The sequence below is a fragment of the Tritonibacter mobilis F1926 genome (genome assembly GCF_000376545.2).
Classification (GTDB): Bacteria; Pseudomonadota; Alphaproteobacteria; order Rhodobacterales; family Rhodobacteraceae; genus Epibacterium; species Epibacterium mobile.
Window position 1 is genome coordinate 2,455,206 of record NZ_CP015230.1, and the last position, 17,504, is coordinate 2,472,709.

Genomic DNA, 17,504 nt, shown 5'->3' on the forward strand with positions numbered 1-17,504 from the left:
GCCCCCCTTCAGCGCTCGCCTGCAGCGATTGCTTCGGCAAAATGGCCTGCGAGCTTTTCGGCCTCCTGATCTATGTCGTGGCGCTCCAGCACTCTCTCACGTGCGTGTTGGCCCATCTGAGTCAGCCGTGCCTGCGGCACCGCGGCGACCCGCACCATGAGATCTGCCAGCGCCTGCACATCACCTGCAGGCACCATCCAGCCTGTTTCTTCTGGAACCACCAGCTCCGGCGTGCCCGCGACATATGTCGCCAATACCGGACGGCCCGAGGCCATGGCCTCCATAACAACCATCGGCAACCCTTCGGCAAACGAAGGGATCACCAGAGCATGCGCATTGGCCAGCTCATCGCGAACGCCCGCCTCTGCCAGCCAGCCGGTCAGCGTGACATTCTCACTCAATCCATGCGCTGCGATTGCCGCCTCAAGATCCGCACGCATCTCGCCGTCCCCAACCAAAGAGACATGAATATCCGGTACATCCCTGACCGCATCTGCAAGCGCGTGAATCAGAACCATCAATCCCTTTTGCTCAACAAAGCGCCCTATGGCCACCAGGCGCAGAGGCCTTTGCGGTACCGGTCGCGGCTCGGCAAAGCGCGCAGGCTCAATGCCGCAATGCACAACCTTGATCCGTGCCCAGGACCCGAAAGACGCCCAGCGGCTCAACTGACTGCGGCCAAAACTCGATATCGCAACGGCAAATCGGGCGCGATCCACCTTCTGCCCCAACGACAAGGCATGCGGGGCATCAAATTCTTCTGGTCCGTGGGTCGTAAAACTATATCCCGGAGCGCCCAATGCCTCTGCCAATAAGGCAACCGTAGCCGCATTGGTGCCAAAATGCGCGTGGATATGCTCACAGTTTTCGCGCCGGGTGACGCGCGCCACATAAGCGGCTTCCATCAGGTAGATCAGATGCCGAAGACGCGCTGCATTTGCGCCACCCAACCTCATCGCCAGCCAGAAAGCACGCCAGCCGCGATGCGGCGCGCGGACAACGCACACCAAAAATGCCAACACGAGACGCGCCGCTCCTGCCGCCAAAACATAGTGACAGCGCTCCGACTCGGTCTGATCACCGGGATCAACAAGCCGCTGCTCTGAGGGGCGCATCGGCAGCCGCAGCACCTCAACACCGCGCCGTTCCAATGCTTGGATTTCGCGGCGGATGAAACTCTGCGAGGGTTGCGGATAAGTATTCAGCACATATGCAATCTTCACGCCGGTTCATCCCTTCCTGCGGTCCGGCTTGCAACCTAGCGGGATCACAGAGTTTTGCCCAGTATCAACCACAGCGCATCTACTCTCTAATGGAGAGGAATTTGGTCCAAAAGGTCACCATCGGCACGCTTGAGCCTGTGCTGTGATTGACCTTGCTGCAGCGCGGCCATAGCCTGCGGCTGATCTGAAACGGCGCGATCTGGACTTCAATGAAACTTGCGATCAACGATCAGAGCCTCATGGCGCGCGTCGTACGCTCTACCTCTTGGATTATTCTCGGGTTTGGCACCGGGCAAATCTTGCGGCTGGGGTCAAACCTGCTGCTGACCCGCATCCTTTTTCCCGAAGCCTTCGGGCTGATGGCATTGGTCACAGTCATTATCATCGGCCTGTCGCTGTTTTCGGATATGGGCATCTCCAATGCCATTGCGCAAAATCCGCGAGGAGATGAGCCGGACTTTCTCGACTCTGCCTGGACTGTTCAAATCATCCGAGGCGGCTTGTTGTGGCTTTTGACCTGTGCGCTCGCTCTACCCGCCGCCGCATTTTATAACGCCCCCGAATTGGCCTACTGCCTGCCCCTTGCCGGGTTCAGTCTGGTCATTCAGGGGCTTCAGCCGACGCGGGTGGAGACTGCCTATCGTCACCTACTGGTTGGGCGCGTCACCGCAATCAACCTTATGGCGCAGGTTTGCGGGATCGTCAGCATGGTCACTTTCGCCATCTGGACTCAATCCGTCATCGCGCTTGCCATTGGCAGCGTGCTGCAGGAAGCTGCCAAACTGGCGCTTGCCCATTGCGCCTTGCCGGGGCGGCGCAACGCCCTGCGTTGGGAGCCGGCAGCCACCCACGAATTAATCGGCATGGGCAAATGGATCTTTCTCTCCACCGCATGTTTCTTTTTGACCACGCAGGGTGATCGGGCGATCCTTGGCAAATATCTCTCGCTCGAAGCGATGGGGATCTACAACATCGCGTTTTTTCTGGCGAATTTCCCAGTGCAACTGGGGCAAGACGTCAACCAGCGCCTGATGATACCTGTTTATCGCGATAAACCTGCTCTGCACAGCGACGAGAACAGGCGCAAGCAACGTCAATTGCGCTACGCGCTCACCGGAGGGATCTTGTCGATCCTATGGCTTATGGCATGGATCGGCCCATGGCTCGTGGACCTGCTCTATGATCACCGCTACGCCTCTGCCGGGCCGGTCATTGTCCTGCTCGCAAGCAGTCTGGCCCCCTCAATCATTGTATTAACCTATGATCGCGCTTCATTGGCGGCGGGCAACACCAAAGGGTTCTTTTTCTACACTGCGACTCGCGCATTTGTGCAAACGGCGCTGTTTCTGGCCGGGGTGGCGAACTTCGGACTGGTTGGAGGCATAGCCGCCATGGGGCTTGCAGTTTTTCTATCTTATCCGACACTCATGCGGCAGACGCGGCCCTACCGCGCCGAAGACCCAAGACATGATCTGGTTTTTCTGGCGGCAAGTGCGATCTTATGCGGCGGTGCGTTGTGGTATCACTGGCCCAAAATCAGCAGCAGTTTAGGACTGATGTGATCGGCAAGATGTAAGACGCTGAATGATGCACCGCGCCCACCCTGTTTTCTGCTTCAGGTCATCAGGGCCGGGACTTTAACCGTGCATTTCGCCAGTTGTCGGACGCGCTCCGCCCCCAAACAGGCGCCCAAACAGCCCCTTTTTGCGCGGGGTCAGAACCGGAATTGTGACCACAGGCGACAAGCCCGTTTCACGTTTCATTTGTCCGCTGGTCCGCAAAACAGGATGACGTAAGTCCAGCGCAAAGGCCGCAAGAACCCCTAGCACAAAGCTCGCAAGCCCGCCCTTGATTGCCAGAGCCTTGCGACCGCCCCCCATGGCGTAATCTGGCAGAGGGGCAGGCTCGATCACCGTCAGGCGTTCACCCTGACTTGCAGTCTCAAGGCGAAAGCCGACTTCCGCTTCTGCACGGCGCGCCGTGATCACCTCGAGTTCGGATTGCATCTGTTGATGCCGCCGCTCATAGCTTGCCAATTGGCGATCGACCTCGGGCGTCAACTCAAGCGAGGCTTCCAACTCCGCGCGCCGGTCCAGCAACAATTGACGTTGCGCCGTAAGCGTCTCTAACTGGCTTTCAAACTCCTCACGAACGCGGCGTGCATAGGCTTCACGCTGGGTCGCCTCGGCCTCTTCTGCACCCTTGCGCAATTCGATTTCTTGCCGCGCAAGTTCGAGCAAGCTCTCATTGATGGCGGCGATCTCAGTCCCGCGCATCTCGATGGCGCCGGGCAGAGTCACCTCATTCTGGTAGCGGAAATTGGCAATTTCTTCCTCAAGAGCCGAGATGTCGCGCACCAAAGCCTTTTCTTTTTGGTCAAAGAACAGCAACGTCTCGCGCGCTTGATCCAGTCGCGTGCTCTGGCTCAAGGCAATCGTACGCTTGGAGAATTCCCGCGCAACCGCCTGGGCCTGTTCTCGCGTGGGCATATTGGCGGTGATCGTCAGCACCGAAATCGCCCCGTCATCCGAAGACCCTTCTCGCACGGCTGCGGTCCCCATCAACGACACCGAAGTCCGCATCATTGGGACAATTTCAGAATCGAGCAAACCCGGACGATCTGCAAACAGGTTGAGCTGATCTACGATCTCAAGAATGGTGCCGCGCGCCATCAAACGCTGCTCAATCAACTGAATGCGCCGCGCTGATGATCCGTCGGCGGTGGACCGCGCCAACTCGCCCGCGATCTTGGGACGGGTGATCTGAATCACTTCCGTGCTCGAATAGACCGGTTGCTGCTGCAACGCCATCCACACGGAGGCCACACAGCCCAGAATCGTCACCACAAGGATCAACCACATGCGGCGGCGCAGCATATCGATAAAATCTGCAACTGAGTAAATCGAAGCCATGGTGAATTCCGTTTTCCTCTCCTGCGCTGCCGGTTCAGGAACCGCCGGAGAATTCGTCCTCGCTGCGGGCGCGGTTCAGCACCACCCCGAGAAGCTGTGTGTGTCCTGCAAGCATTTTCTCGCAGGCTTTCAGGTGACGTGCGGTTGTTTGACTGCCGTCCGACACCAACAGAACCCCGTCAACTTGTGGTAAAAACGCTGCTACATCATCATTGTGCAACACCGGCGGCAGGTCAAAAAGCGCAACATCTGCACGGGTGCGCGCAACCACATCATCGATGATCGCAGCACAGCGGGTTTCGTGCAGAACTTCGGCCGCGTTGTGAAACGTCGAGGAGTTCAGCCCCAATGCCAGCCGGTCAGAAGCCGCCACCAGATGCTCTTCCAGACGGGTTTCACCCCGTAAGAATCCAAGCATATCGCCGTTATAAAGCGCAGAGCGTTCCAGCCCCAATGCGCGGGCGATGCCGGGGTTGCGCAGGTTCATATCCATCAGAACCGTACGGCTGTTCGGGACCCGAGCAAGGCTCAGAGCGAGATTGGCGGCGGTAAAGCTCGCCCCACACCCCGGTGTCGGACCACAGATCGCCACACGCTTCCAGCCATGGGCACGCAGGCTATGCAGCATCCGGGTGCGCAGCAAATCAAAAGCCCGCGCAGTGGGTGAGCTGCGGAAAAAATCGACCAGTGGCAGACGGCTGCGGCGTTCATTCAGGCCGGTGATTTCAACCTGTCTCATCACATGCCACGGATCAGGAAGCGCGGCGGGCAGAGCAACAGAGTTCTGTGACTGCGGCGCTGCTATGTCCTCAATCGCAGGTGTCTCAACGCTGGGCGCGTGTCGCATTTCACCACGCGTTGGTTGCAGCTGTTCGGTCTCCGTTGCAACCTGTGCACCGTTCAATGGCATTGCGCCCGCGTGACAGGGCTGCGCCGTTTGGGGCGCGCGTGCGCGCTCAGGCCGCGACGGGCGCTCTGATTGCGCGGGACGTACGGGGCGTGACGGGCGCACAGGTTTGGCAAGCTCGGGCTGGTCTACGACATCAGAGCTTGGCGCTTCATCAGATGGGTTAGGATGCACGGCATCTTTCGCAGGCGCTTCATCACGCTTGCGGCGTCGCCGAAATTTCCTGAACCCATGGTCCGTCATCAGTGTCTCACCACCTTCTTCCAAGCATAGAATGGACGCTATGTTTTCGCCATTATGATCTACGTAGTCTTTCACGTCACACCTATCAAAACTCTGCGATCCATCGGCACATACCCGCACGCGATGGCGTGCGACTTTAAATCCGCGCTTAGTATCCGGTGCTGCGCAATATGACCCCAACAGTTCTGAACAAGATGTTCAAATCCTCGCGGAAAGAGAGATTTCGGCAGTAGGCCTCGTCAATTTTGGCGCGCTCGGCAAAGCTGGTTTCATTGCGATCCCCCACTTGCCACGGCCCGGTGATCCCCGGGCGCAGCATGAAGTATGCATCCGCCTTACCGTAAATCGACAGTTGATCCACCATCATCGGGCGTGCGCCAACAATGCTCATGTCACCGATCAGCACATTCCAAAGCTGAGGCAATTCATCAAGTGATGTGGTCCGCATCATCCGGCCAAAGCGCGTGATTCTTGGGTCATCCTTGAGTTTCTGATCCCGCTCCCACTCCTGACGCAGCTTCGGGTCCTGAGCGAGATGCCACTCCAATAGCTCGTCGGCGTTGGGGACCATCGTGCGCAGTTTCAACATCCGAAACACGCGCCCATCCTTGCCCAATCGCTTTTGGCGATAGAAGGGTGATCCGCTCTCAAACCACAGAGCCAGAACACAAAACAGCATCAACGGCAGTGCAATAGGCAGCGCAAACAGCACCAGGACAATATCCAGCATCCGCTTTCCATAGGCCGCATAACTGCCATGCCCGTAGTCGGTACCGGCTTCGCGAAACGCAGCAGCCAGCGTCAACTCTGGGAAGTCGCGAACTGCAGAACCAGTCATCGCCCCGTGATTGAGTATTTTCATTGTTACCCCCAAAAAACCACGCACCACTCAAGCCTCTTGCGAGGCAACACAGCTTCTCCAATCCCCCGGAGATCCGTGCAATCGAAACGACCAAAGTCCCCTAATGACGGTCGGTTCAATCCAGTGCAGTACGTCGGACACATTCTCCCGTGTCCTAACTTCCTTCTCAAAATACCGTATTTATAGAAAAATCGATGTAAATCTGACCAAATGGTTACTATCGCTACCCATCCGGGTTTTGAACCGCTCATTTGCGAAACATTCCGCTGTTAACACTCCTATTGTATACGGTCCAGCCCAGCGCATGCCGGGACTGGACGGGAATCACATTCTTAGACGGGAATATCGGATCTTGATCCAACCTCGTTGATCCTAAGATCTCACGACGCTCTCACGCAGTGCTTCACTACGATAGCTGCCGGGGCTTTGGTCATACCAACGGCGAAAGGCATCGTTAAAGCTGCTCAGGCTGGAGTAGCCCAGCGCGAAGGAAATCTCTGACAGAGATTTCTCATTCTGGTGCAGGTAACGCAGCGCAAGCGATTTTCTTACCCCCTCCAGTATTGCAAAGAAACTGGTACCTTCGCCCGCCAATTTACGCGAGAGAGTCCGCTGACTCATGTCGAGCAAGTCAGCCACATGCGCGAGGCTCGCCTCTCCATCCGACATGCCATCCATAATGAGACGTTCGACCGTAATCGACAGATCATTGCTATTTCGATCCGGGCGGCGACGCAGCAATTCGGCATGTTCAAGCAAGAGACGTAACAGCCCAGCATCGGCGCTGCGTAGAGGTTGCGCCAGATCTTGCTCTCGGAATGTCAGACGGTTCACCCGACCACGGTATCCCGGCCTCAGCCCAAACGCCAAAACTGCGGGTTCAGAGGCCGCCTGCGGCGCATGGGTAAATTCGACGGCGACCGGAGTGGCAGTTCCTGTGCTGAGCGTTTTAAGACTGCGCACCAGCAGTGCCGCAATAAACTCGCTCCAGTGTCGCAGATCCAGCTTACCTTGTGACCCATAATCCCAACGCAGATCCACCTGCCCGTTTTCGACCGATGTCGGTACGACATCAAAGATACTGCTAAGCTGGGTTAATGTTTGCAGCGCTTCTCCCAACGTCTCGGAGGCGCTTATCGCATATCCAACAAGACCTGCGTCACGCAATGTACATTGATGCGCCAGCGAGTAGCCGATCGACGCATCATTACAGACCCGTTCCGCCAGGCCAAACACCAAGGAGTGCTCGTATACAGGCAGCACCTGATTGCTGTCACTGAGTTGGCCGGGGATGGTAATTTTATTGTTGATCAGACTTGAAAAATCATGGCCCTTACCGGACACATACTCTACCAACCGATTGACAAACACCCCACCGTTCGGGGCAAAAACATCCTTCACAACACGCCTCCCGCACGCTGCGCAGATCTATTGGAACACGCGTGGGTAGAAGGGTTCGGAAACACATGATATCCCGTCGCCATCATCCCGTCGCTGAGCATTCCGAAGACCTCGCAGATACGCATACTTCAAATGTCTGCATGCGTTAACAGATTTCAAAATTTTACATAGTCAGCCGACAGGATGCGACACAAAAGATCCTGACTGTTGCCCGGAAGGCAACGTTTCAACCAGCAAACTCTGCAACACAACCTTGCCTAGAACGCGACTTCTCTACGCACCCTGACCTTGTCCAGTATTGTAGAGATGTATAAAATTCTCATCATAGCATCCGCTTAATTCGCCAAACCAAAAGTATAGCGCCCCTATCCAGAGTGGGAGCGCAGCCGGGTGATTGAGTTTTGCTTAAATTCAAGGCATCAGTGGCGCAAACGATCCAAACACTGAATGGGGCCACAACATGTCACAGCCTTCCGATACTTGGTTCGCCTTCGATGACAGCCACCGCCCCGCCCGCATCTGGCGAATGGTGAGAACCGCGCCCGACGGCCCTGCAGAAGTCGTTGCCGGACTTGATGAAGCCCGCAAAGTCGCATTGGGTCACCCGTTGGTGACACATGCGCACGCAGCCACCCCGGCCTTGCCGGTACCTGCCGCACCCGCGGACCTGAGCCTTCACGCGGATGGCGATACCTTGCGCCTTGGGGCCCTGACGCAAGCTCAGCCACACACCCGGCTGTGTGCCGCTGTGTCAAAGATCCGGGGGTTCTTGCAGGTCAACAAGGACTGGGATGGTGTGCTGTGTTTGCCGGGGTTTGCAACAACGGTTTGGGCTCTGATAAGCGCAAATGAAGTGGTAAGCGTGCTCTCCTTCACCACAGCCCCCTTGGTCGAAGCGCTATCACCGGTTGCTGCTTCGGCGTCAATCGACGCGGACGCTCTGATCTCTCCGCTGCAGGATGTGATTTCCAAACCCGAAACCCTCGGATTGCGCCTTGCGGAGAGCAGATCGCTTTGGGCCGCGCGTGAACTGAACGATGCGGCGGTACTGTCGCAGACATGGGGGGCCGCGCTGGGGGCTGAACTGGCGGCAGCCCGCGCCTATTGGCTGGGGCAGAACCTTGCCCTGATCGCCCCTTCGGCGCTGGCCGCACCTTATAAGGCAGCGCTCTCCAGCCAGTATGTCCCATTTACCGAGGTCGACGAGGCGCAGATGACGATCAAAGGACTGGCCAGCGCCTACGCTTACTATAAGATTGAAACCTGACGCGGCGCTGGCCCCCAAATAGCGCCACTCAAAGTGGACGGCGAAAGCGCGTTCCCGGCTCCGGCGGCTTGTTGGGAGGCCCAGCAAAACACTGCGCCTGCTGCATCCAGCGCTGCGCCACCTCGGAAGATGCGGCAACACTTGTGTCTTTCCAACTGCGTGTCTGAGTGACGATCTGTGCAAACTCTACCGCAGTTCCAGTGACGTGATTGCTGTCCTGCGGCGTGTTCCATGTCCAGACTTCGCCAGATGGGGCGATCAGTTCCACATAGGGAGCAGGCTCTGGCACTGTCTGCCCCCACACGCGAAAGCTCCAGCCGTAGGTGACGACACCGAGATGCACGATGTTGCGGATACGGTCGCTTTCGGAGCGTTCCTGGCCCAAGAGGTCGAAAATCGCCTGCCCATGCGCCCATGTTTCCATTTGCCGGGCGGTGATCGCGCTTAGCGCACTCATCTCAGGTCCGACCCACTTCACACGCTTTTTGGGATCTGCGGTGCTGTAGGCGTCTGCAAGACGTGTCGCACCATCGCGCCACGCAACAAACAGTTCTCTCCCAGAAAGCCCGGCAAGCCACGGAAACTGCAACGCCAAGATACTGCCACCGGCGGCAAGTTCGGCCATCGCTGGTGCCATCATACGATCAAAGGCTTTTGGACCAGCCAGCGCGGCCTCAGCAGCGGCATTAAAGAAATGCAAATGCCCCAGAATATCCTCGACTGTCCAATCCTTGAACTGTGTGGTCGCAGCAAAGATCGTGTCAGGAGCCGCGTCAAGACAGCGCGCCAGAATCCGGCTCTCCTCCTGAAAGTCATTGGCCTGCTGCATAGTATCTCACCTCGAATTACGACGATGTATTGATGCGAGTTTGAGGCGGTTGCGCAGGCTTTGGCAACCGGCGATCAAGAGGCTGACGCAACGGACTACGCGCCAGAGGTTTGCACATTGGACCTCAGGCCAAGGGATCAGTTCGGAACAACCGAACCTTTAGGCCACCATGCGCGATTGGCGCGCCAAGCGGCAGGAACGGCAGCCCCGTTGCCCGCGCCAGCGCCGTATCGCTGGTGACGATACCAACGCGCCAGCCTGAAAAGCGGGATTTCAGCACCTCGCCCAAGGCACCGTAGACCGCAAATAGCTGCTTCTTATTGCCGATCCGCGCCCCATACGGTGGGTTGACCATCACAAGGCCTGGAGGTCCGTCTGGGCGTTGCAAGTCGCTGACAGCCGCATGGGTAAAGCGGCACAAGTCCCCAACCCCAGCCCGCGCGCCGTTCTGCCCGGCCATTTCTACTGCCCCGGTGTTGCGATCAGAGCCGAAGAACTGCAGATCCGGGGTTTTCGCAGTTGGCAACGCCTGCCGTTCGTCGTTCCAGGCTAGGGCGTCATGATTGGCGAGCTGTTCAAACGCGAACTCTCGACTGCGCCCTGCGGCAAGCCCCGCAGCGATCTCTGCCGCCTCAATCACAAAGGTACCAGAGCCGCACATCGGGTCTACGACAGGCTCTAGCCCGTCATAGTCACAGGCACGCAGCAGCAGCGCCGCCAGCGTTTCGCGCATCGGCGCTTTACCGACTGCGACTTTGTGGCCGCGTTTATGCAGCCCTTCGCCTGAAGTATCGACGCTGAAGATACATGTATTGTCGTCGATCCGCACCTTGAGCGTCACAGGCGCATCCGCAGCAATCGGCGCGCCGAGTTCCTCGGAAATTGCAGTCTCGATCCGCTGCGTCGCCGCACCGGCATGATAGATCTTGGATTTCTTGTTGGTGACAACCTCGACTTTCACCGGCACGTCTTTGCGCAACACCTCACCCCATGGGAACTTGCGCGCGCGCTTATCAAGTTGCGCGAGGTGAAACGCCCTAAACGAGCCAATCCGCGCCAGCACACGGGTGGCGCCACGAAGATAGAGGTTCGCACGCCGCACATCCTCCCACGTGCCATCAAAGCTGACACCGCCCGCGACCTGTCGCGCAGCGGCAAAGCCCACACGACGGGCCTCATCGCAAAGGATATGTTCCAGCCCCGGTGGGGCCACGAGAAAGATCTCAAAGGTGCTGTCTGCTGTCATGAGGCATCTCTTAGCCGGAATCACTGCCCTCGGGTATCCCCAAACGTTCGGCGTAAAACCGCTCTCTGCCGTGGTGGGTCAACACCAGATTTAGGCGCAAGGTCGGTTTCTGGACGCAAGGTAAGAAGCATCATAGCAAATACATAGTTGTTTGTTTTCTGATAGATGCACGATTACTAAATAATTAGTTTGACATCATCGCTAGCTCGGTGAAATCCTTTAGGCCAGTTGGATGGGCAAACATCCGACCTTGCAGACTTTAGGGAGGAAAAGATGCGGAAGTATCTTTTGACCGCAGTTGCAGCCGGGGCTGTGATTGCGGCAACGGGTTCGTATGCCGATGAGGCAGCAGCCCAGAAATGGATCGACGAGGAGTTTCAACCCTCGGCTCTGACCAAAGACGAACAACTTGCAGAGATGCAGTGGTTCATCAACGCCGCCGAGCCTTACAAGGGCATGGAGATCAATGTTCTGTCCGAGGGTATCCCCACGCACAGCTACGAATCCGAGGTGCTGACCAAGGCGTTTGAGGAAATCACCGGTATCAAGGTGAACCACCAAATTCTGGGCGAAGGAGAGGTCGTACAGGCCGTTCAGACCCAGATGCAGACCAAGCGGAACCTCTATGACGCCTACGTCAATGACTCCGACCTGATCGGCACCCACTCGCGCCTGCAACTCGCCTACAACCTCAGCGACATGATGGAAGGTGACTTCAAGGATGTGACCAACCCCGGTCTCGACCTTGATGACTTTATGGGCACGCAGTTCACCACCGGCCCGGATGGCGATCTCTACCAGCTGCCAAGTCAGCAGTTCGTGAATCTCTACTGGTTCCGCAAAGACTGGTTTGACCGCGAAGATTTGAAAGCAGCCTTCAAGGAGAAATACGGCTACGAGCTGGGCGTTCCGGTCAACTGGTCCGCCTATGAGGACATTGCCGAGTTCTTCTCTGAGGATGTCAAAGAAATCGACGGTACCGCCATTTACGGCCATATGGATTACGGCAAACGCGCGCCGGACCTTGGCTGGCGGATGACGGATGCGTGGCTCTCCATGGCGGGTGCGGGCTCCAAAGGTAAACCAAACGGTGTTCCGATCGACGAATGGGGCATCCGGATGGAAGAAGGCACCTGTAACCCGGTGGGCGCAAGCGTCACCCGCGGTGGTGCTGCAAACGGCCCGGCGGCGGTCTACGCGATCCGCAAATGGGACGAATGGCTGCGCAAATACGCGCCTCCAGGCGCGGCGTCTTATGACTTCTACCAGTCCCTGCCCGCACTGGCACAAGGCAATGTGGCACAGCAGATCTTCTGGTACAGCGCCTTTACTGCGGACATGGTGAAGCCGAAATCCGAAGGCAACAACACTGTAGACGACAGCGGCACCCCGCTGTGGCGCATGGCACCCAGCCCGCATGGCCCCTACTGGGAAGAAGGCCAGAAGGTCGGCTATCAGGACGTGGGCTCCTGGACCTTCCTCAACTCCACGCCGCTTGATCGTGCGCAGGCTGCATGGCTCTATGCACAGTTTGTCGTCTCCAAGACCGTGGACGTGAAGAAATCTCACGTCGGTCTGACCTTCATCCGCGACAGCTCTGTGCGCCATGAGAGCTTCACCGAACGCGCCCCGAAATTGGGTGGTCTGGTGGAATTCTACCGCTCGCCCGACCGGACTGCTTGGTCACCAACTGGCGTAAACGTACCCGACTACCCCAAGCTGGCCCAGATCTGGTGGCAGCAAATTGGGGATGTGAACTCCGGTGCCTTCACCCCGCAAGAAGCGATGGATCGTCTGGCACAGGAAATGGACATCACTATGGGTCGGATGCAGCGCGCAGACGAGCAGGCGAATATCTACGGCGGCTGTGGCCCACGCCTCAACGAGGAGAAGGATGCGGAATGGTGGTACGCCAATGGCGGCGCCAAGCCGAAGCTGGAGAACGAAAAGCCCCAAGGCCAGACCGTCAACTATGACGAATTGGTCGCCCGCTGGGCGGAGAACTGATCTCAACCTGATCTCCCCGGGGGCTCTTCCCCTGACGTGCCGGGCCTGACCCTTTGCGGGTCTAGGCCCGGCCCCACCTGCCCCGGCTGATTGATCTGCCTCTGTGCGGCTTGTTAGCCGGGGTTTTTCCCTCGACACCACGATTGTCCCGGGCACGCAGCAACGCGGGCGCAGGACCGGAAAGTTCCAAACCACCATGGCACTCGAACTCAGATCCGTGACCAAACGCGTGGGCGGTGATCTCCACATAAAGGAGACGTCGCTGACGTTAGAACCCGGTCACTTTAACGTCCTTCTGGGCGCTACCGGGTCAGGAAAGACCTCTCTTATCAAGATGATGGCCGGGCTTGACCCGATTGCCTCCGGCACGGTCCTGATGGACGGGCAGGATGTGACCCGCCTCAGCACGCAAAAGCGCAATATCAGCCTCGTGCATCAGTTTTTCATCAACTATCCGCATATGACGGTCTACGACAACATCGCCTCACCGCTAAAGGTCGCAGGCATGGCCAAGTCGGAACTGGACGACCGCGTGCAGGAAGCCGCGAAGATCCTGCAACTGACCCCAATGCTACAGCGCCGCCCGCATGAGCTTTCTGGCGGCCAGCAGCAGCGCACCGCGCTGGCGCGCGCCATCGCCAAGGAAAGCCGCGCCGTGTTCCTCGATGAGCCGCTGGCGAACCTCGACTATAAACTTCGCGAGGAGTTGCGCGACCAGCTGCCCGAACTCTTTGCAGGTCGTGGTGCCGTGGTGGTCTATGCAACCTCCGAACCCGAAGAGGCGCTGCTCTTGGGTGGCAAGACCGCCCTGATGCGCGACGGGCGCGTCACCCAATTCGGCCCGACCGCCGAGATCTATCGCAACCCCGAAAACGTGGAGGCCGCGCGGGTCTTCTCAGACCCGCCAATCAACACCGCCACGATCACCAAGCAAGGCTTTGAAGCACGCCTCGGCGATGACGTTCGTTGGACCCTCGATGGTGCGGCCGCAAGCCTGCAGGACGGTACCTACACCATCGCCATTCGCCCGCACCACGTGGTGCCAGTGGCCGAGGCGGCCGGTCTGGTCAAGCTCAACGGCCGGGTGCAAGTGACGGAGCTCTCCGGCTCCGAAAGCTCCGCGCATTTCGACCTCGCCGCCTCCGGCCAGGAGACCTACTGGGTGTCGCTCAGCCATGGCGTGCACCCTTACGAGGTGGGCGAACTGCATGATTTCTATATGGATCCCCGGGCGGCCTATGTCTTTGCCCCCGACGGCTCCCGCGTGGCATGAGGCGATAAAATGGCCAAGATTACCCTGTCCAAACTGCGGCACAGCTACCTGTCCAATCCAAAATCCGACAGCGACTACGCGCTGAAGGAGATCGACCTCGACTGGAACGACGGCGGTGCCTATGCGCTGCTCGGCCCCTCCGGCTGTGGCAAATCCACCCTCTTGAACATCATCTCCGGCCTGCTGGTGCCCTCCGAGGGCCAGATCCTGTTTGATGGCAAGGACGTCACCAAACTGCCCCCCGACCAGCGCAATATCGCGCAGGTGTTCCAGTTCCCGGTGATCTACGACACCATGACCGTCTACGACAACCTCGCCTTCCCGCTGCGCAATCGCGGCCGGGACGAGGCCACGGTGGAGCGCCGCGTCATGGCGATCGCCGAGATGCTGGAGGTCACCGAGATGCTGGGCCAAAAGGCCGCTGGCCTCAGCCCCGACAACAAGCAGAAGATCTCGATGGGGCGTGGCCTCGTGCGCGAGGACGTCAATGTGGTGATGTTCGACGAACCGCTCACCGTAATCGACCCGCATCTGAAGTGGAAGCTGCGCTCCAAGCTCAAGGAACTGCACCAGCGCGTCAAGGCGACGATGATCTACGTCACCCACGACCAGACCGAGGCGCTGACCTTTGCCGATCAGGTGGTGGTGATGCAGCTGGGCGAAGTGGTGCAGATCGGCACGCCGGTCGAGCTGTTCGAACGCCCGGCGCATACTTTCGTCGGCCACTTCATCGGCTCGCCGGGCATGAACATCATCCCCTGCTCCTACGATGGCAGCGCCAAGATCGAGGGCCAGCCCGTCACCTTGGAAGGTCCGGTGCGCGGCACCCCCGCAGGCCAGACCGAAATCGGCATCCGCCCGGAATTCGTTTCGCTATCCGACACCGGCCTGCCCGCCACGGTCACCAAGGTTTCCGATGTGGGCCGCCACACGGTCGTCGAATGCGACTGCCTCGGCCACAAGGTGAACGCCGTGATCGAGGAAGGCGCCGCGCCGCAAAAGGGCGACAGCACCCACCTCGCCTTCCGCCAAGACCAGACCCGGCTTTATGTCGACGGCTGGCTCGCCACTGATCCGGAGTAACAGCAAATGAAAACCGAAAACCAAAAAGCATGGTTCTTTGTGCTGCCGGTCCTGCTGCTGGTGGCCTTCAACGCCCTGATCCCGATGATGACCGTCGTCAACTACTCCGTGCAGGAGACCTTTGGCGACAACGTCTTCTTCTGGCAAGGCCTGGACTGGTTCGAACAGATCCTGCGCTCGGACCGCTTTCACGCGGCGCTGGGACGGCAGTTCCTGTTCACCTTCCTGATCCTCATCATCGAAGTGCCGCTCGGTATCGCCATCGCCCTGTCGATGCCGCGCAAAGGGTTCTGGGTGCCGGTCTGCCTTGTGCTCATGGCGCTGCCGATGTTGATCCCATGGAACGTGGTCGGCGCGATGTGGAACATCTTCACCCTGCCCGACATCGGCCTTCTGGGCTATTTCCTGAACCACACGCTGGGCATCAACTATGATATGACGCAGGACCCGATTGCGGCTTGGGTGACTATTATCACCATGGACGTCTGGCACTGGACCTCGCTGGTAGTGCTCCTGTCCTACGCCGGTCTCGTATCGATCCCTGATGCCTATTATCAGGCGGCCAAGATCGACGGCGCATCCAACTGGTCGGTGTTCCGCTACATCCAGCTGCCGAAGATGAAGACCGTCCTGACCATCGCCATCCTGTTGCGGTTCATGGACAGTTTCAACATCTACACCGAGCCTTTCGTGCTCACCGGCGGTGGCCCCGGCAACTCCACCACGCTCTTGTCGATCGACCTGGTGAAAATCGCCCTTGGTCAGTTCGACCTCGGCCCCGCCGCCGCGATGTCGCTCATCTACTTTGCAATCACGCTTCTGGTCAGCTGGCTGTTCTACACGCTGATGACCAAAGACGATCAGAACTAAGGGAGGGACCTGATATGCAGAAACGATCTATCGTCCCCATCGTCTATATCCTGTTCCTCATGCTGCCGATCTACTGGCTGGTGGCGATGAGCTTCAAGACCACCAATGAAATCCTCTCCGGCTTCTCGCTGTTTCCGCAGACCTTCACGCTGGAAAACTACCAAGTTATCTTCACCGATCCGACCTGGTACTGGGGGTACATCAACTCGATCCTCTACGTGTCGATCAATACGGTGATCTCTGTGGCAGTGGCACTGCCTGCGGCCTATGCCTTCTCGCGCTACCGCTTTCTGGGCGACAAGCAGCTGTTCTTCTGGCTGCTGACCAACCGGATGGCGCCGGCGGCGGTCTTTGCCCTGCCCTTCTTCCAGCTCTATTCAGCCGTGGGTCTCTTTGACACCCATCTCGCGGTGGCGCTGGCGCATTGCTTGTTCAATATTCCACTGGCGGTCTGGATTCTTGAAGGTTTCATGGGCGGCGTGCCAAAAGAACTGGACGAGACGGCCTATGTGGACGGCTATTCATTCCCGCGCTTCTTCGTGTCGATCTTCCTGCCCGCCATCAAGGCCGGCGTCGGCGTCGCGGCCTTCTTCTGCTTCATGTTCTCCTGGGTCGAGCTCTTGCTGGCCAAGACCCTGACCGCCGTCGCGGCAAAACCCATCGCCGCCACCATGACCAAGACCGCCTCATCTGCGGGTTACGAGCTGGGCCTGCTCGCGGCAGCGGGCACCTTGACCATCATTCCGGGCGCGATCGTGATCTATTTCGTCCGCAACTACATCGCGAAGGGCTTCGCGATGGGGAGGGTTTGATATGCTGAGCTGGATGGCCTGGACCTGGCCCACCGCCCTTGTCTTCATCGGGATCTTCTCCGCCATCGGCGTGCTGATCCTGCTGGAAATCCGCACCCCCGGTGGAGACGCCCGCAAGGGTATCCTCGGCCTCACAACCACACGCGGCGACCGGTTGTTCATCAGCCTCCTCGGCACGTCCTACATCTTTCTCGCGTGGCTGGGGCTGATTGGCATGCCGCTCTGGACCCCTCTGGGCCTCGCAATCGCATGGGGGACCTTCTGCTTCTGGAAGGTGTAGACCACCCCGGATCAAGTGGGCCGCAGGCCCCGCCCACCGGGCGGCTTGCCCTTGACCCGCAACAAAAGAACAAACTCAAAAACGGTCCTGAGGGCAAACCTGCCCCTCAGGGCTATCTCAGCAAGCCAAATCAAAGGTCTGCGCCAGTTACGTCCGCTGCAACAAAGCCATCACCTCTCTTCCTGCGAGAAATAGGCGCGCGAAAGCGCACAATTTAACAACCCTGAGGGCACGCCTCACGCATCTTCTAAAAAAATAGTTTTCGAATTCCCGGAAATCCCCTACCCTC

General features: G+C 58.5%; 15 protein-coding genes. 8 read left to right on the forward strand and 7 right to left on the reverse strand.

The annotated features are described in order from the left end of the window. Positions 1-8: 8 nt before the first annotated feature. Positions 9-1,223 (reverse strand): glycosyltransferase family 4 protein, encoded by a 1,215-nt coding sequence (locus K529_RS11515; protein ID WP_005633685.1) that lies wholly within the window; start codon positions 1,221-1,223, stop codon positions 9-11. Positions 1,224-1,432: 209 nt separating this feature from the next. Here K529_RS11515 and K529_RS11520 point away from each other — a divergent pair, with 209 nt between their 5' ends. Continuing rightward, on the forward strand, positions 1,433-2,785 hold the full coding sequence (locus K529_RS11520; RefSeq protein WP_005633688.1) for an oligosaccharide flippase family protein: 1,353 nt from the start codon (positions 1,433-1,435) through the stop codon (positions 2,783-2,785). Positions 2,786-2,860: 75 nt separating this feature from the next. Here the strand turns inward: K529_RS11520 and K529_RS11525 are convergent, their stop codons facing one another. The 4 genes from K529_RS11525 to K529_RS11540 all read right to left on the reverse strand — a co-directional run bounded on the left by K529_RS11525 (position 2,861) and on the right by K529_RS11540 (position 7,548). Then, on the reverse strand, positions 2,861-4,135 hold the full coding sequence (locus K529_RS11525; protein ID WP_005633691.1) for a Wzz/FepE/Etk N-terminal domain-containing protein: 1,275 nt from the start codon (positions 4,133-4,135) through the stop codon (positions 2,861-2,863). A 34-nt stretch (positions 4,136-4,169) separates the two neighbouring features. Beyond that, complete coding sequence (locus K529_RS11530) at positions 4,170-5,285, reverse strand: CpsD/CapB family tyrosine-protein kinase (protein ID WP_227512316.1); 1,116 nt, start codon at positions 5,283-5,285, stop codon at positions 4,170-4,172. 148 nt (positions 5,286-5,433) lie between these two features. Beyond that, on the reverse strand, positions 5,434-6,147 hold the full coding sequence (locus tag K529_RS11535) for a sugar transferase (protein ID WP_005622723.1): 714 nt from the start codon (positions 6,145-6,147) through the stop codon (positions 5,434-5,436). Between the two features lie 372 nt (positions 6,148-6,519). Then, the gene (locus tag K529_RS11540; RefSeq protein ID WP_005622721.1) at positions 6,520-7,548 is read right to left on the reverse strand and encodes an AraC family transcriptional regulator; all 1,029 of its coding nucleotides are present in this window, start codon (positions 7,546-7,548) and stop codon (positions 6,520-6,522) included. Between the two features lie 460 nt (positions 7,549-8,008). Between K529_RS11540 and K529_RS11545 the strand changes: the two genes are divergently transcribed. After that, on the forward strand, positions 8,009-8,815 hold the full coding sequence (locus tag K529_RS11545) for a 2-dehydro-3-deoxygalactonokinase (RefSeq protein WP_005622719.1): 807 nt from the start codon (positions 8,009-8,011) through the stop codon (positions 8,813-8,815). Between the two features lie 28 nt (positions 8,816-8,843). Here the strand turns inward: K529_RS11545 and K529_RS11550 are convergent, their stop codons facing one another. Next, on the reverse strand, positions 8,844-9,644 hold the full coding sequence (locus K529_RS11550; RefSeq protein ID WP_005622717.1) for a TIGR03084 family metal-binding protein: 801 nt from the start codon (positions 9,642-9,644) through the stop codon (positions 8,844-8,846). Positions 9,645-9,768: 124 nt separating this feature from the next. After that, positions 9,769-10,890, reverse strand: a complete 1,122-nt coding sequence (locus tag K529_RS11555) for a THUMP domain-containing class I SAM-dependent RNA methyltransferase (protein ID WP_005622715.1) — start codon at positions 10,888-10,890, stop codon at positions 9,769-9,771. A 273-nt stretch (positions 10,891-11,163) separates the two neighbouring features. Here K529_RS11555 and K529_RS11560 point away from each other — a divergent pair, with 273 nt between their 5' ends. The 6 genes from K529_RS11560 to K529_RS11585 all read left to right on the forward strand — a co-directional run bounded on the left by K529_RS11560 (position 11,164) and on the right by K529_RS11585 (position 17,215). Further along, complete coding sequence (locus K529_RS11560; protein WP_005622713.1) at positions 11,164-12,897, forward strand: ABC transporter substrate-binding protein; 1,734 nt, start codon at positions 11,164-11,166, stop codon at positions 12,895-12,897. 196 nt (positions 12,898-13,093) lie between these two features. Next, complete coding sequence (locus K529_RS11565) at positions 13,094-14,170, forward strand: ABC transporter ATP-binding protein (RefSeq protein ID WP_046002105.1); 1,077 nt, start codon at positions 13,094-13,096, stop codon at positions 14,168-14,170. A 9-nt stretch (positions 14,171-14,179) separates the two neighbouring features. Beyond that, a complete protein-coding gene (locus K529_RS11570) occupies positions 14,180-15,253 on the forward strand; it encodes an ABC transporter ATP-binding protein (RefSeq protein ID WP_046002106.1) in 1,074 nt (357 codons plus the stop codon). Positions 15,254-15,259: 6 nt separating this feature from the next. Continuing rightward, positions 15,260-16,123 (forward strand): carbohydrate ABC transporter permease, encoded by an 864-nt coding sequence (locus K529_RS11575; protein ID WP_005619837.1) that lies wholly within the window; start codon positions 15,260-15,262, stop codon positions 16,121-16,123. 14 nt (positions 16,124-16,137) lie between these two features. Then, entirely contained in the window at positions 16,138-16,935 is a 798-nt protein-coding gene (locus K529_RS11580) for a carbohydrate ABC transporter permease (protein WP_005619840.1), read from the forward strand. A gap of 1 nt (position 16,936) precedes the next feature. Next, positions 16,937-17,215, forward strand: a complete 279-nt coding sequence (locus K529_RS11585; protein ID WP_005619843.1) for a DUF2160 domain-containing protein — start codon at positions 16,937-16,939, stop codon at positions 17,213-17,215. Positions 17,216-17,504: the final 289 nt, after the last annotated feature.

Excerpts from the sequence above, each read along its gene's own strand:
- K529_RS11565 (WP_046002105.1), top strand. The coding sequence starts at position 13,094 with ATGGCACTCGAACTCAGATCCGTGACCAAACGCGTGGGCGGTGATCTC.
- K529_RS11545 (WP_005622719.1), top strand. The coding sequence starts at position 8,009 with ATGTCACAGCCTTCCGATACTTGGTTCGCCTTCGATGACAGCCACCGC.
- K529_RS11520 (WP_005633688.1), top strand. The coding sequence starts at position 1,433 with ATGAAACTTGCGATCAACGATCAGAGCCTCATGGCGCGCGTCGTACGC.
- K529_RS11570 (WP_046002106.1), top strand. The coding sequence starts at position 14,180 with ATGGCCAAGATTACCCTGTCCAAACTGCGGCACAGCTACCTGTCCAAT.
- K529_RS11530 (WP_227512316.1), bottom strand. The coding sequence starts at position 5,285 with ATGACGGACCATGGGTTCAGGAAATTTCGGCGACGCCGCAAGCGTGAT.
- K529_RS11580 (WP_005619840.1), top strand. The coding sequence starts at position 16,138 with ATGCAGAAACGATCTATCGTCCCCATCGTCTATATCCTGTTCCTCATG.
- K529_RS11525 (WP_005633691.1), bottom strand. The coding sequence starts at position 4,135 with ATGGCTTCGATTTACTCAGTTGCAGATTTTATCGATATGCTGCGCCGC.
- K529_RS11585 (WP_005619843.1), top strand. The coding sequence starts at position 16,937 with ATGCTGAGCTGGATGGCCTGGACCTGGCCCACCGCCCTTGTCTTCATC.
- K529_RS11555 (WP_005622715.1), bottom strand. The coding sequence starts at position 10,890 with ATGACAGCAGACAGCACCTTTGAGATCTTTCTCGTGGCCCCACCGGGG.
- K529_RS11575 (WP_005619837.1), top strand. The coding sequence starts at position 15,260 with ATGAAAACCGAAAACCAAAAAGCATGGTTCTTTGTGCTGCCGGTCCTG.
- K529_RS11550 (WP_005622717.1), bottom strand. The coding sequence starts at position 9,644 with ATGCAGCAGGCCAATGACTTTCAGGAGGAGAGCCGGATTCTGGCGCGC.
- K529_RS11560 (WP_005622713.1), top strand. The coding sequence starts at position 11,164 with ATGCGGAAGTATCTTTTGACCGCAGTTGCAGCCGGGGCTGTGATTGCG.
- K529_RS11535 (WP_005622723.1), bottom strand. The coding sequence starts at position 6,147 with ATGAAAATACTCAATCACGGGGCGATGACTGGTTCTGCAGTTCGCGAC.